Origin of the sequence: Devosia rhizoryzae (genome assembly GCF_016698665.1) — a bacterium.
GTDB classification, from domain to species: domain Bacteria; phylum Pseudomonadota; class Alphaproteobacteria; order Rhizobiales; family Devosiaceae; genus Devosia; species Devosia rhizoryzae.
The window spans coordinates 3,330,969-3,344,923 of record NZ_CP068046.1; the positions used below are offsets into that span (position 1 = coordinate 3,330,969).

The 13,955-nt window shown below is 63.0% G+C and carries 13 protein-coding genes; 5 read left to right on the forward strand and 8 right to left on the reverse strand.

The window, feature by feature from the left end; all coding sequences use genetic code 11:
• Nucleotides 1-38: 38 nt before the first annotated feature.
• On the reverse strand, nucleotides 39-1,280 hold the full coding sequence (locus JI748_RS16340; protein ID WP_201633140.1) for an ABC transporter substrate-binding protein: 1,242 nt from the start codon (nucleotides 1,278-1,280) through the stop codon (nucleotides 39-41).
• 123 nt (nucleotides 1,281-1,403) lie between these two features.
• Complete coding sequence (locus JI748_RS16345) at nucleotides 1,404-2,447, reverse strand: LacI family DNA-binding transcriptional regulator (protein WP_201633144.1); 1,044 nt, start codon at nucleotides 2,445-2,447, stop codon at nucleotides 1,404-1,406.
• 90 nt (nucleotides 2,448-2,537) lie between these two features.
• Here JI748_RS16345 and JI748_RS16350 point away from each other — a divergent pair, with 90 nt between their 5' ends.
• Entirely contained in the window at nucleotides 2,538-2,840 is a 303-nt protein-coding gene (locus JI748_RS16350) for an NADPH-dependent FMN reductase (protein WP_201633147.1), read from the forward strand.
• A 54-nt stretch (nucleotides 2,841-2,894) separates the two neighbouring features.
• Entirely contained in the window at nucleotides 2,895-3,131 is a 237-nt protein-coding gene (locus JI748_RS16355) for a hypothetical protein (RefSeq protein WP_201633149.1), read from the forward strand.
• Here JI748_RS16355 and JI748_RS16360 read toward each other — a convergent pair.
• The 6 genes from JI748_RS16360 to JI748_RS16385 form a co-directional block, all read right to left on the reverse strand.
• The gene (locus tag JI748_RS16360; RefSeq protein ID WP_201633152.1) at nucleotides 3,076-3,828 is read right to left on the reverse strand and encodes a sugar phosphate isomerase/epimerase family protein; all 753 of its coding nucleotides are present in this window, start codon (nucleotides 3,826-3,828) and stop codon (nucleotides 3,076-3,078) included. The two genes, JI748_RS16355 and JI748_RS16360, sit on opposite strands and share 56 nt — an antisense overlap.
• Nucleotides 3,825-4,856 carry an N-acetylglucosamine kinase gene (locus JI748_RS16365; protein ID WP_201633155.1) on the reverse strand — a complete coding sequence of 344 codons (1,032 nt, stop codon included), beginning with the start codon at nucleotides 4,854-4,856 and terminating at the stop codon, nucleotides 3,825-3,827. The genes JI748_RS16360 and JI748_RS16365 overlap by 4 nt, the downstream gene beginning before the upstream one ends.
• The gene (locus tag JI748_RS16370; RefSeq protein ID WP_201633158.1) at nucleotides 4,853-6,151 is read right to left on the reverse strand and encodes a family 4 glycosyl hydrolase; all 1,299 of its coding nucleotides are present in this window, start codon (nucleotides 6,149-6,151) and stop codon (nucleotides 4,853-4,855) included. The genes JI748_RS16365 and JI748_RS16370 overlap by 4 nt, the downstream gene beginning before the upstream one ends.
• 177 nt (nucleotides 6,152-6,328) lie before the next feature.
• The gene (locus JI748_RS16375; RefSeq protein WP_201637451.1) at nucleotides 6,329-7,357 is read right to left on the reverse strand and encodes an ABC transporter ATP-binding protein; all 1,029 of its coding nucleotides are present in this window, start codon (nucleotides 7,355-7,357) and stop codon (nucleotides 6,329-6,331) included.
• On the reverse strand, nucleotides 7,354-8,928 hold the full coding sequence (locus JI748_RS16380) for an ABC transporter permease (RefSeq protein WP_201633161.1): 1,575 nt from the start codon (nucleotides 8,926-8,928) through the stop codon (nucleotides 7,354-7,356). The genes JI748_RS16375 and JI748_RS16380 overlap by 4 nt, the downstream gene beginning before the upstream one ends.
• 12 nt (nucleotides 8,929-8,940) lie before the next feature.
• Entirely contained in the window at nucleotides 8,941-9,936 is a 996-nt protein-coding gene (locus JI748_RS16385; RefSeq protein ID WP_201633164.1) for an extracellular solute-binding protein, read from the reverse strand.
• 150 nt (nucleotides 9,937-10,086) lie between these two features.
• On the opposite strand from JI748_RS16385, the gene JI748_RS16390 reads away from it, so the two are divergent.
• Genes JI748_RS16390 through JI748_RS16400 form a run of 3 tightly spaced genes read left to right on the forward strand, consistent with a single transcriptional unit; the run spans nucleotide 10,087 to nucleotide 13,954 of the window.
• Nucleotides 10,087-11,340: an imelysin family protein gene (locus tag JI748_RS16390; RefSeq protein ID WP_407644956.1), complete on the forward strand. Its 1,254-nt coding sequence runs from the start codon at nucleotides 10,087-10,089 to the stop codon at nucleotides 11,338-11,340.
• Nucleotides 11,341-11,396: 56 nt separating this feature from the next.
• Nucleotides 11,397-12,908: a di-heme oxidoreductase family protein gene (locus JI748_RS16395; RefSeq protein WP_201633169.1), complete on the forward strand. Its 1,512-nt coding sequence runs from the start codon at nucleotides 11,397-11,399 to the stop codon at nucleotides 12,906-12,908.
• Nucleotides 12,908-13,954, forward strand: a complete 1,047-nt coding sequence (locus JI748_RS16400; RefSeq protein ID WP_201633172.1) for an imelysin family protein — start codon at nucleotides 12,908-12,910, stop codon at nucleotides 13,952-13,954. Before JI748_RS16395 ends, JI748_RS16400 begins: the two co-directional genes overlap by 1 nt.
• The last annotated feature ends 1 nt before the right edge of the window (nucleotide 13,955 follow it).

A 13,955-nucleotide genomic window follows, 5' to 3' on the forward strand; every position in this document is an offset into this window, starting at 1 on the left:
AACCGGCGCACCCGAAGGGCGCGCCGGCAGGGAGGAGCTTATTCTTCGGTGCCGATGATGGCAGCGAACTGCTGGGCGGCGTCTTCCGGCGTTACGCTCGGATTGGCCCAGAAGTTGGCGAGGAAGTCCTGAATCTGCCCCCAGTTGTCGGAAGACACGCTGGCGCCCATGGTGGCGAGACCGCCCTCATCGGGATTGGCCAGGGCTTCCGCCGCAATCTGGGTGCAGCTCGAGAGACCGCTGCTATCCGCATCGGCGCGCGGCGGAACGGCGCCCTTGAGGCGGGCGAACTCGGTCTGCACGGCCGGATCCATCATCACTTCGATGAAAAGATCCTGTCCGGCCAGGGCGGCGGGATCGCTGACGATGGGGAATTCGAAGCCTGCGCCTTCGACGATGACGGCGTTGCTCCCCGGGGTCAGGGCGCAATCCCATTGGGTACCCTGTTCAAGGCCCATATTCTCGAGCTCGGCACCGGCCCAGCTGCCCATGACCTGAACGGCCGCCTGGCCTTCGGCGACGAGATTGAGGGTGTCGTTCCAGGCACGGTTGGCGGAGCCAGGATCGCCGGCATCGGCGAGGCCACGCAGGGTCGTGAAGGCGGCGAGCATTTCAGGTCCGGCGGCCATTTGGGCATCGTGCTCCATCACCACGGAGCGGTAGAGATCGGCGCCACCGGCATCAAGGATGACGCTCGAGAACAGGATGCCGAGCTGCCAGCCCTGGGCGCCGGTTGCCATGGGAATAAAGCCCGCTTCGCGGATGGCGGGTGCCTGTTCGAGGAATTCGCTCCAGGTGGACGGGACTTCGAAACCCGCTGCTTCAAACACCGGCGGGGAGAACCACATCAAGTTCTGCGTTTCGAGGCCAATCGGCAGGGCGTAGAGCTTGCCATCGGCTGAGGTCGAGATGTCGACCATGACCTGGGTGACCTGGTCGAGGCCGTTGGCTGTCGCGACATCGGTGACGTCGCGCAGAGCGCCCTGGTCACCCAGCTCGAGCGCGCCCGGACCCATGGCGAGGAACGCGACGCCGGGCGGGTTGCCGCCAGCGATGCGGCTCATCATCATGGCGCTGGCGTCACCGCCGCCGCCCGGAGCCGCGGAATCGATCCATTCGCCGCCGCGGGCGGTGACTTCGTCGGCCAGAACCTTGATGGCGGCGGATTCGGCGCCGGCTGTCAGCCAGTGAACCACGTCTACCACAGGTTTATCCTGTGCCTGTGCGGTGGTGGCAGCCAGCAAGGACAGAGCCGAAACAGCGAGAACTGATTTCTTCATAGTCATACCTCCCTTTCCTCCGATCGGTTTTTTGATACGTGAGGTACGTTACCGTAGGCGGGGTATTTTGAGATGACAAGCCGACTTACGATTATTTTTTGCGCGGTCGCTGAAGCGTGAAACTCAGCCCGGCAAGGTTTCGGCGATGCTGATTTCGATGGCGGTGTGGGTGATTTGACTCACCGGCTGCAGGCGCGCCTTGAAGCGATTGAGCATCTGCAGGGCCCGCGTAACCTGGATTTCGGGATTCTGGTTGATCGCCGCATCGATGGTGCCATCACGCAGGAACGGCGCCAGCGAGCCGAAGATGTCATGCGCCACCATGGTCACATTTGCTGCGCGGCCACTTTCGCGCAGAGCACTCGCCACGCCGAGTTGACCCCCACCGGCGACATAGATGCCTGATAGGTCCTGACGCTCGGACAGCATGATCTGGGCTACTTCATAGCTATGGGCGTCGTCTTCGACATTCCACACCGAGGGCAGGGGGCGCATGGTGGGAAAACGCGCCTTGGCGACTTCGAGAAAGCCGGCCTGGCGCTGGATGATGTCGGTGTAAAGAGGGGTGCCCGCAAAGACCGCTACGTGGCCGCCGCCCGAGCCGAGAAAGCGGCCGAGCAGGGCGGCGGCGGCGCGGCCGCCGGCGTAGTTGTCGATGCCGACATAGGCCTGGCGATTGCATCCAAGGACGTCGGATACAAGCGTCACGACCGGCGTTCCCGAGGCTTCGAGCCGGTTGACTGCCTCCACAACCAAAGGATGCTGCAGGCCCAGCAGTGCGATGCCCTCCGGGCGCCCGCGCATATCGTCGAGCTGGCGCGCAAGGGAAGCCGGATCGAGTTCATCGACGATGCAGGCGCGCGGCGCCACGCGAAAGGCTTCAAAGCTTTCGCGCGCTGCGTCGACGCTTTCCACGAGGAGCGACATGAAAGGATTGGAGGGCTTTGGCAGTACTACATCGAGCGCAACGGACGCACGGCGCGACAGGGTCTGTGCGGCGGGATTGGGCTTCCAGTTCAGCCGTTCGGCGGCCTGGAGCACGCGTTCGGCAGTCTTTTGCGCCACGCCCTTGCGACCGTTGACGGCACGATCGGCCGTAGCAATGGACACACCGGCTGCGGCGGCGATGTCGAAAATGGTCGCTGGTGGCTTTGCGTCTTCGCTCATCTTGGAAGACATCCCTGATCACGGCGCCAATGTTGCGCCGGTAACGCTCTCGGTGCAAGCATGTTCAGACCCTTCGAACCGGAGTTCCCTGTGCCGAATGTTGCAGTCCTTGTCGGAAGTCTCAAGCGCGAGTCCCTCAATCTGAAGCTGGCGCGTGAAATCGGGCGGTTGGCCGGCACGCGTTTGCAGCTGGATTATCTCAAGGCTGGCGACTTGCCCATGTTCAACGAAGATCTTGAAGCGGATCGGCCACCGGCGGTCGGCGCATTCAAGCAGGCCGTCGCCGACGCCGATGCGGTTCTTGTGCTGACGCCGGAACATAACCGCTCCATGCCGGCACTGGTCAAGAATGCCATCAACTGGGGATCGCGTCCGTTCAGCGATAATTGCTAGCGCGGCAAGCCTTGCGGGCTCATCGGCATCAGCCCGAGCCGCACCGGCACTGCGGTGGCGCAGCCGCACTTACGCTCGATCATCGTCAATCTGGGCATGCTGGCAATGAGCGCGCCAGAGGCCTATCTCGTCCATCACGATGGCCTGTTCGGCACGGACGGCCAGCTGACCGATCCGCGCACGGAAAGCTTTCTCGCCCATTATGTCGACAATTTCGTCGACTCGGTCGGCCGCTTCAGCCGACGCCGAGGGGAGCGACGCCACTGGCGCTGTTTTCAGCGAAGCGTTTGAAGGACACCGGATTGTCGTGTTCCATCACTGCGATGCTTGAACGCGTCTTCTCGATCGACGGCCAGAGAGCGGCCCAGGGCATGGTGCCGTGGCCGACATCGGTCCAGCCTTGTTCTTCAGGCAGGTCATCATCGGCAGCCATGTCCTTCATGTGAATGGCAACGATGCGCTCGGCATTGCGCTCGATAAAGGCTGCCGCATCGACGCCGCCCCTGACGGCCCAGGCGACGTCCAGCTCGAGCCCGATCAGCGGACTGGCTGCGAGCAGTGCGTCAATGGGTAGGCTGCCATCGGGCAGAGAGACAAATTCGAAATCATGGTTGTGCCAGGCAAAGTGCAGGCCGGCGTGCCTAAGGCCTTCGGCGACAGGCACCAGCCGTTCTCCGAAAGCGATCCAGCCGGCGCGGTCGATCGGCCGGTCGCCCGGCACAAGATATGGCGCGATCACCAGCTGCATGTTCAACTGCCGCGCGATGTCGATGGCGCGGGGCAGGTCGTTTTCGAGCATGGAAAGATCGAAATGACCGCTCGGCGCCGCCACGCCATGTGCATCGAGCGCGGTCTTGAAAGCCTCAAGCTCGGTGTAGATGGGCCCATAGGGTTCGACATTGCGGTAGCCGAGAGCCGCCAGCGCCGCGATCTGGTCTGCAACGGGGGGAAAGTTGCGGGACGAATAAAGCTGAAACGAAAGTTTCACTGCAAGAACTCCGAAAACGCATCGTGCGACAGCGCGTGGGTATGAAAGAATTCGGCCGGGGGAAGAGTTTGGGCAAGACGGTGCTCGACGGCGGCATCGACGCTCACGTCGAGCATCTGCAGCGCGATGGTGACGGCGCCCTTGACCGGTTCGCTGCGGCTCGGCACTACCGTGATCTGCGGCATCGCGGCATGAAGCGTCTCGATGATGCGGTTGCGCAGAAGGGGCGACGGATGCCGGAACACGCCGCCTGCCAGGAGCAAGTTGATGGGCTTGCCGACGATATCCACCTTGCGCGCTGCGGCGATGGCGATCTCCGCATAGGCAGTGCCATAGTCATCGAGGAGCTTGCGCGTCGCCGCATCGCCCCCATCGGCCGCGTCGAAAATGAGCGGCATCAAACCCGCCACATAGTCCGGCTGGGTCTGGTTGCGGCCGGTAAAGGTGTGCAGCAGTTGCTCGACGCTTTTCATCCGGAAATAGCGCAAGGCGGGTTCGGTGAGGCTGGTCGGCGGGTCGATACCCATTTCGGCGCGGTAAAGCAGCTGAAGGGCGGCATGGCTCATCTCGCTGCCGCCCTGGCGCAATTGCCAGAAGCTTGAATGCCAGACATCGCCCTGTTCGTTACGGCTGCCGATGGCGGCGCCCGTGCCGCAGATGATGACGATGGCATTGCCGTCAGGTACGTCTGAACTCAACGCGCCAACCGCATCATTGACGATGCGCATGTTGGAGCCCAGCCCACGCTGGTGCAAGGCGTCGTTCCAATAGGCAAAGTCCTCCGGCCAGTCGCAGCCGCACAGGCTGAAGGCGGCGGCAGAAAGGTCCGCTGCCGTTACGTTGGCCGCGGCACAGGCACGGCTCACGGCAAGCTCCACTTCGTCGACGGCATGAGGATTGACGTAGATGTCGCAATTGCCTGCCCGGCCATAGCCGAGCACCTGGCCCCGGTCGTCGGCAATGACGGCGATGGTCTTGGTACCGCCGCCATCGACGCCGACGACAAAGCGCGCTTCCGTTTGGCTCATGCGAGGAGCCGCTCAGGAAGGTAGGCACGATGCGCATCGGCCAGGTCGTCGTAAAGGGCTTCGGCCTTGGTGAGCGACATGACCAGTGGATTGCTGGCCAGCGCCTGGATCGCCTGGTGGCGGTCGCCCTCCCAGGCCGCCCGTGCCGTGGCCGCCTGATACTCGCCCAGCATCTGGACAAGACCCGCGACCTGCGCCGGAACGGCACCCGAGGCGATCGGGGTTGCACCGTGCTTGTCGACAAAACCGGGGACCTCGACGACCATGTCATCGGGCAGGTTGGAGATTGCGCCGCGATTAGGGACATTAACAGGCCAGACCTCGCCCTTGTCGTTGAACATGGCGTCCATCACGTCGATGGCGATCTCCAGGAGCTCCATGCCGCCACGTGCCAGGTCGGGGTTGAGAACCGGTGTCCTGGAGGATGCGAGCTCCTCATAGTGCTGCCAAAAGCGCGGTACGTCGCGCATGATGTCCTGTGCCCTGGTGGTTGCAGCACTCTGCAATTCTTCGAGGATTTCGTCCTTGAAGTAATAGTACTTGAAATATTGAGCCGGGATGGAGTTCTGCGCCACGGTCATGTGCAGCAGGCGCCGTTGCTGCGCCGTGAGTTCGTTGCCGCCGCGCTTGGCTTCCCAAGCGTCCCGGACCTTTTCGATAAAGTCTTCGCCATCATAAAGGTGACGCGTCGACCAGGAGGCGTGATTGAGCCCGATCATCGTCGTATCGAGCTTTTTCGGATCGAGCCCCGCCGCCTCGGCAACTTCGGCCGGGAAAATGATCGGACCTTCACAAAGCGAGATCACCCTTTGGTCGGTAAATTGGGTCACCGCCTGGGCAACGATGTTGACCGGGTTGGTATAATTGAAAAGCATGGCCTTTGGCGCCACACGCTGCATGTCGGCGACGAGATCCTTGATCACTGCGATGGAGCGCAGGGCCATGAAGAAGCCGCCGGGACCCTGAGTTTCCTGGCCGATCACGCCGTGCTTGAGCGGAATGGATTCATCGAGATAGCGCGCCTCGAAGCCGCCGGGACGAAAACTCGACAGCACCGCGTCGCAATCGGTGAGGCCAGCGGCGCGATCCGTGGTCGCCGAAAAGCGGATGTCGACGCCCTGGTAGTCGGCCATGTTCTGAGCCAGGCGGCGAACGATATCGAGACGTTCGGCATCGATGTCGATCAGAACGATCTCGGAGCCGGCAAAATCATCGCCGTGATTGAGCCATCCCGCGATACATCCAGGCGCGCGAGTGCTGCCCCCGCCCACATATCCGATCTTAATGCCAGCCAAGTCGATCCCCTCCCGAGATAACACCGGTAACGTACCCGGTCCGGCCAATCTATTGCTAGATGGGCTTTAGTCAACTGCTGACGTCATGGCCTTAGTCCCTTGCGGAAATGAGGCCGCGTCACTGATCAGGTGCTGGACCTCATTGCACCTCACTGAGGCGCTCAGCGACCTGCCGTCTTAATCTTCGGGAATGATGTGCCCGTAACCGGAGACGTGCAATTGGACCATGTCGGCGGGGTTGATGTGATGCGCGGTCGTAAAAATGTCGATCGGTTGGTCGAGCCCTGGACAGGCGATCTTCAACCGCCAGGATGAGCCTTGGTAGAGCCGGCTCAGCACGGTGGCTTGTGGACCCTCGCTGGTGCCGGCCTCGGCAGGCGAGACGGTCAATTGCTCGGGACGAAGTAAAATGCTGGCGTGGCGCGGTTCGGTCGCAGCGACGCGGATGGCGCCCAAGACGGTGTGCGCAAAGCCGTCGCGGATATCTCCGTCGAGGACGATGGCCGAGCCCAGAAATCGTGCAGTGGCTGCGGTATTTGGACGGTCGTAGAGGCGTTGCGGCGGGCCGGCGTCGGCGACGCGGCCGGCCTGCATGACGACAAGATGGTCGGCAAAGGCCAGCGCTTCGGACTGGTCGTGCGTCACAAGGATCGAGGCGATGCCAGCCTCGCGCAACACAGTCTCGACCATGTCGCGCAAGTTTTCCCGCAGGCCGGCATCAAGTGCTGAAAACGGCTCGTCCAGCAGCATCAATGCCGGTTGCTGCGCCAGGGCGCGAGCAAGCGCGACACGCTGCTGCTGGCCCCCGGACAGCTCGTGCGGGCGACGGCTTTTCATGCTTGTGGGAAGGCCGACGCGGGCCAGGAGTTCATCGATCCGCACAAGGCGCTCGGTGGCGCGGCGTGGCATGGCAAAGCCGATATTGCCGGCGACGCTCATATGGGGAAAGAGCGCGCCTTCCTGTGCCACATAGGCAATGTTGCGCTGGTGCGGCGGAACGGTCGCGAGCGGCTGGCCATCGAGAGTGATGCTGCCGCTGTCGGGACGCTCGAAGCCGGCGATCAGGCGAAGCAGGGTGGTCTTGCCCGATCCCGATGGACCGACGATCACGGTGCGGCGGCCTGCGGGGGCCACGATGCCGATGTCGGACACGGCCTGCTGATCGCCGTAGGATTTGGAGACGCCGACAAGTTGCAGCATGGTCAGGCCTGGCTCATGTGATCGGCACCGCCATGCAGCAGCACGACAAGTGGTACCGAGAGCAGGACCATCAGCAGCGCATAGGGCGCCGCCATGGCGAGGTCGAGTTCGCTCGTATAGGCCCAAAAGCGCATGGCCAGCGTTCGCGTGCCATTGGGTGCGAGCATGAGCGTAGCGGTGAGTTCGGTGGTGATCCCCAGGCCGACAAGCGCTGCGCTGGCCAGGGCGCCCGGGGCGGCAAGGCGAATGGTCGTGTGCCAGATGGCGGAGAGGGGAGGGCGTCCGAGGCTTGTAGCTGCGCGTTCGAGCTCGACAGGCGCCTGGGCAATGCTGGTGCGGAGGCCCACAAGGGCGCGTGGCAAGAACATCAGCACATAGGCAAGGAGCAGGGTTGCAACGGTCTGGTAGAGGGGCAGCGAAATGTTCACGGTGACTGTCACCAGCGCAAGGGCGATGATGATACCGGGCAAGGCGCCAACGTAGGAATGCGATGCCTCCAGCAGCTTTTGCAGCCGGCTCGGCGCGCGCACGGTCAGCCAGGCGATGGGCAGGGCCGCAATAGTCGTCAGCGCAGCCCCGGACAGGGTAAGTAGGGCGGTTTGGCCTAGTGCCGGGAGGATGAAGTCGAAGCGCCAGATGTCGGCACCTCCTGAGGCAAGCCAGCCCAGAAGCGTCCATGCAGGAACGGCGAGAGACAAGAGGGCGAACAATCCGCATAGGGTCAGCGCGGGCCATGTCCAGCGGCCAAGCGTGCTGCGGCGCCTGCTGCGGGCGGCACCGGCACCGACGCGAGCATAGCGTTCCTGCCCACGAAGGCGGGTTTCGAGGCCGAACAGGATCAGACAGAGGAGGACGAGGACGCCGCCGAGCAGGTTGGTTGAGGGGCCGTTGCCGACCGACTGGAACTGGTCGACGATCACGGTGGCAAACGTGTCGAAGCGGGTGAGGACGAAAAGCCCATACTCGGCCAGGAGGTGCAGGCCGATCAGCAGCGCCCCGCCCATGATGGCCAGCCGCAGCTGTGGCAGCACAACGCGCAAAAAGACGTTCGGCGGCGACTTGCCCATCGACTGTGCGGTTTCTTCCAGAGCGGGATCGAGCCGACGCAGCTGGGCGGCGATCGGCAGATAGATGAAGGGCAGGTAGGCAAGAATGGAGACGAGGGCGGCGGCGGCCAGGCCATGGAAACGCGGCGCAAAAGCGCTCCATGCGTAAGAGTGAACAAAGGCGGGTACCGCCAGCGGCGCAACCATGATCCAGGACCAGAACCGTGCGAAGGGAATGTCGGTGCGCTCGATCAGCCAGGCAAAGGCCAGCGCCAGGAGCGCCGACACAGGAAGCACGATCGCCAGCAAGGCCGAGGTGTTGAGCAGGAGGGCGCCCACCTTGGGCCGGAGCACGAGGTGGGCGATCGCCTGCCAGCCGCTGGTCAGGGCGACATAGAGCACGAAGGCCAAGGGCATAAGGCTGAGGAGGCCAGTCACCACCGCGGCACAGAGGATAAATGAAGGTCCTTCCCTGCGCGCTCGCGGTGTAGGAATTGCGCGGATCGACTGCGGGTCGGTGGTGACGGTCATGACGAGGACCGCCTAGAGCAGTCCGGCAACCGTCATAAGCTCGGCGGCCTTGACCGTATCGAGCTGGGTGGGGTCGATCTGCGGCGCCCCAAGGTCGTTCAGTGGGGGTAGGGCGGCGTTGGATTCATGACCCACGCCGACCGCATATTCGTAGGAGGTGCCGTCCCGCAGCACATCCTGACCCTTGGTGGTTATGAAGCGGAGGAAAGCCTCTGCTTCCTCCTTGTGCTGGCTGGAAGCAAGCACGCCGCCGCCTGAGATGGAGACAAAGGCGCCTGGGTCGCTGTTGCCAAAATAATGCAGCGAGGTGTTGGCGCTGCTTTCGCTGGTGCCCGCCTGATCGCCGAACCAGTAATAGTGGTAGATCAGCGCGCCATCGACTTCGCCGTTGTTGGCAGCGGCCAGCGCAGCGCGATTGCCGCGGACGATGACGGCATTGGCCGCCATGCCCTGGAGCCATTCGAGCGTCGCAGCTTCCCCCTCGAGCACGAGATAGGCGGCGACGATTGCCTGAAAATCGGCGCCGCTCGGCGATGCGGCCCAGCGACCCTGCCAAGCCGCATCGGCAAGCTCGTCCATGGTCTTGGGAAGATCGGCTGCAGCGAGGCTATCCTTGTTGTAGGCAAAGACGGTGGAGCGCGCAGCGATACCGGTCCAATTGCCATTCTCGGGCCGAAACTGCGCCGGTACGGCCTCCAAGATGTCTTGAGGCAGGGGTTCGAAGAGACCGGCATTATCCACCAGCACCATGCCCGGAGAGTTTTCCGTGAGGAAAACGTCGGCGGGCGAATTAGCGCCTTCCTGAAGGATCTGGTTGGCGACTTCAAGATCGGATCCCTGCCGGATGATGACGGGAATGCCGGTTTCTTCCGTAAAACTGGTGGCCCATTCCTGCGCCAGCGTTTCGTGCTGGGCGTTATAGACAGTGATCGGCCCCTCCTGCGCGAGAGCCGAGGAAACACCGAGCGCCAGAAGCGCCACCGAAGCCAAGAAAGCCTGCCTGATCATTGTGCATCCAAGGCGCCAGACCGCCGGTCGCAAAGTTGATGCGCAGTGTCTAATTTGAAGTGGAGCAGATGTCCACGCCCAGTTGCTTTCCTAAGGTGAGAAGCGTACTCAGCTTTGCCAATTTCACCCGAGGAGTGGTTGATGCCTTCGATCGACAAGCGCTGGCTGCGCGGTCTTACCATAACTCTTGCCGTGTCGGTTTCGCCCATGGCGGTACAAGCGCAGGCGCCGGCCGATGCGGATGTGTTGAGCAATTACGCCGACCTGGCCCTTGCCGGCTACGAGGATAGCCTTGCTACCGCAAAGGCGCTCGATGTCGCGATAGACGCCTTGATTGCCGATCCGAGTGAGCAAACCCTCGAGGCTGCGCGCAATGCCTGGAAAGCGGCGCGCATTCCCTATCAGCAGACCGAGGCTTTCCGTTTCGGCAATCCGATCGTCGATGAATGGGAAGGCCGCGTGAATGCCTGGCCGCTCGACGAAGGGCTGATCGACTATGTCGCCACAAGCTATGGCACCGAAAGCGACAGCAATGCCCTTTATGTGGCCAATGTCATCGCCAACCCGGACATTACCATCGACGGAGCGGCAGTGGACGCTTCCGATATTACGCCCAAATTGCTGCGCGACGCGCTCCAGGAAGCTGCAGGCGTCGAGTCCAATGTGGCGACCGGCTACCATGCCATCGAATTTTTGCTCTGGGGCCAAGACCTCAACGGCACCGAGGCTGGCGCCGGCGAGCGCCCCTTCACCGATTACTCCAGCGCCGATCACGCCGATCGCCGCTCTGCATACCTCAAAGCGGCTTCCACCCTTCTGGTGAGCGACCTGGAAGAAATGGTGGGCAACTGGGAAGCGGGCGGAGCTGCCCGCGAGGCGCTTCCCGAGCTCGGCATTTCTGCCATCCTCACCGGCATGGGATCGCTCAGCTTTGGCGAGCTGGCCGGCGAGCGCATGAAGCTTGGCCTCCTGCTCCATGATCCGGAAGAAGAGCATGACTGCTTCTCGGACAATACGCATGTGTCCCATCTTGAGGATGCCCGCGGCATTCAGAACGTTTATCTGGGCAAGTATGTGCGCGTCGACGGATCGGTGGTTGAAGGGCCATCCTTGTCCGATGTCATCGCGGCGAAGGACGAGGCGCTCGACACCGAGATCAAGGCGCTGCTCGACGACACCATGACCAAGATGGAGGTCATGGCAGATCGTGCCGAAGCCGGTGAGGCCTATGACCAGCAGATCGGCGAAGGCAACCAGGAAGGCAATGCGGTGGTGCAGGCCGCGATCGACGGCCTGATCGCCCAGACCCGCGGCATTGAACGCGCAGTGGCCCTGCTGGAGCTGTCGGATGTCACGATCGAGGACAGCGATTCTCTTTCGGATCCCGACGCCGTGTTCCAGTAGGCGCTCTGCTCAAGAGGCCCGGGCCGCGCCCGGGTCCGCAAACTCCGGTTGCCCGCATGCATCTTCGCCTCACCCTTGCGCTGATCGCCGTTCTGGCAGGCGGACTGGTGTTTGCCGATGAGTACGGCACGCGCCCCGACCTCAGCAGCGAGGACCTGGCGCGCGTCCGATCCGTGACCGCAGCGACAACCGATTTTTCAGCGCCGGAAAAGTTCGAGACCAATCCCGCCGGCGCAGGGACAACGCGGTTCTCCGTCAATCAGGACGCGTTCAGCCATTTTCTGGACAATCTCAGCTTCGAGCAGGAAGAACAGTTCAAGCTGGGCAATGCGCTGTTTCGCAAGATCTGGGTGAGTTCTCCCAGTTCTACCCAGGCCTCGGATGGGCTCGGGCCCCTGTTCAACGCGCGCGGCTGCCAGAGCTGTCACATCAAGGACGGTCGGGGGCATCCCCCGTTTGAGGGGCAGGCCGAGAACGTTTCGATGTTCCTCCGTCTTTCCGTGCCGCCGACCGATCCCGACCCGCGCCTCGCCATGGATGGCGTCATTGCCGGGGAAGTGGGCGACCCGACCTATGGCCTGCAGCTGCAGGACTTTGCCGTGCCGGGCCTAAAGGCCGAGGGGCGCATGGTCATCGACTATGCCGACATGCCAGTGACCTTGGGCGACGGTACGGTCGTGACGCTGCGCAAGCCGAGCTATTCCGTGGCCGATCTTGCCTATGGGCCGCTGGCAGACGATGTGATGATCTCGCCGCGCATCGCCAACACGATGATCGGACTCGGTCTGGTCGAGGCTATTCCCCAGGAAGACATTCTCGCCCATGCCGATCCCGAAGATCGCGACGGCGATGGTGTTTCAGGGCGTCCGAACTGGACCGTAGCGCCCGAACGCAACGAGACCGCGCTGGGGCGTTTCGGCTGGAAGGCGGGCATGGCCACGATCCGGAGCCAGTCCGCCGCCGCCTTTGCCGGCGACATCGGCATTTCGACCCCGCTGATCGATCTACCCCATGGCGATTGCACCGAGAAGCAGCCGGAGTGCCTGGTTTTGCCCACCGGCGAGCAGCCGCGCCTAGGCGAGGGGGAGGCGCCCGATCCGGTCCTTGATCTGGTCACCTTTTATGCCGGGACCCTGGGTGTGCCGGAGCGACGGAATGTCGGTGACGAACAAATTCTGGCTGGCAAGGCGGCCTTTTACCAGGCTGGCTGCGCCAGTTGCCATGTGCCCAAATTCGTCACCAGCAAGCTTGCCGAGAATCCGGCGCATCGCTTCCAGCTGATCTGGCCCTATTCGGACTTCCTGCTCCACGACATGGGCGCAGGCCTTGCCGATGGGCGTCCCGAAGGACAGGCGGACGGCAGCGAGTGGCGCACCCCACCCCTTTGGGGCATCGGGCTCACCGAGACGGTTTCCGGCCACACATTCTTCCTCCATGATGGGAGGGCGCGAAGCCTCACCGAAGCCATCCTCTGGCATGGCGGCGAAGCGCAGGCGGCGCGCGACAGCTTTGCAGCCATGAGCGAAACGCAACGCGCCGACCTTTTGGCGTTCCTGGGATCCCTTTGATGCGCATAGTTGCCGCCATCCTCGCCGCCCTCTTGCTCATGACGCCCGCTGCCGCGCAGGTCGTTTCCCCCTCTGAAATGCTGCGCTCCAGCGTTTCCAACTTTATCCGGCCCCAGACCAAGGCTTTCGCGCTGCGCACGGCCGAGCTTTCGAAGGCCATGTATATCCTTTGCGAGAACGGTAATCTTGGCGGAGCACGGGAAGCCTTCGCATCGGCCGCGTCGGCCTATGCCCGCGTCGAATTTCTTCGGATCGGTCCGCTCATGGAGGCGAACCGCGCCGAGCGCATTTTGTTTTTCCCGGACCGAAAGGGCATCGGCCTCCGCCAAATCCAGCAACTCCTCGCGGAAAAGGAGCTTGCCGCCACCACTGTGCCGGCTCTCCAGGGCAAAAGCGTTGCCGTTCAGGGGTTGGGTGCCTTGGAGGTCGTGCTGTTCGGCACCGGCTCCGAGACAATCACCACGTCCGACGGTGCCTTCCGTTGCGCCTACGGCGCGGCCATCGCCAAGAACCTGGAAGAAATGGCCAGTGAAATCGCCGCCAGCTGGGCAGCTCCTGAGGGCATTGCCACGCGCCTGGCACAACCTGATGCGGCCTATGCCGACTACCGGACAACTACGGAATCGCTCGAGGCTGTGGTTGGCCTTGTGTCGCACGGCATCGAAAACATACGCGACACGAGGATCAATCCCGTCATTGCCAATGCGGATCGGCAGGCCAATTCGAAACAGGCCTTGTTCTGGCGTTCCGGCCTCACCATGGCCATGCTCGAGGCCAATGTTGAAGGGCTGCGCGCCTTGGTTGAGCTCTCCAGTGTCGTCACCGATCCGGCGCTGCTCGCGGAGATCACAAGCGCTTTCGATCGCGCCGAGACTGCCATAAGTGAAGTGACGTTGCCGATCGACCAGGCTGTCGCCGATCCCGAGCAGGCAGGAGCCCTCGCCGATCTGGTCGCCGCAACGCAGGATCTGCAGCGCCTTATTGGCGAAGACCTCTCGGCCACGCTCGGGCTGAGCGTCGGCTTTTCGTCGCTGGACGGAGACTGAG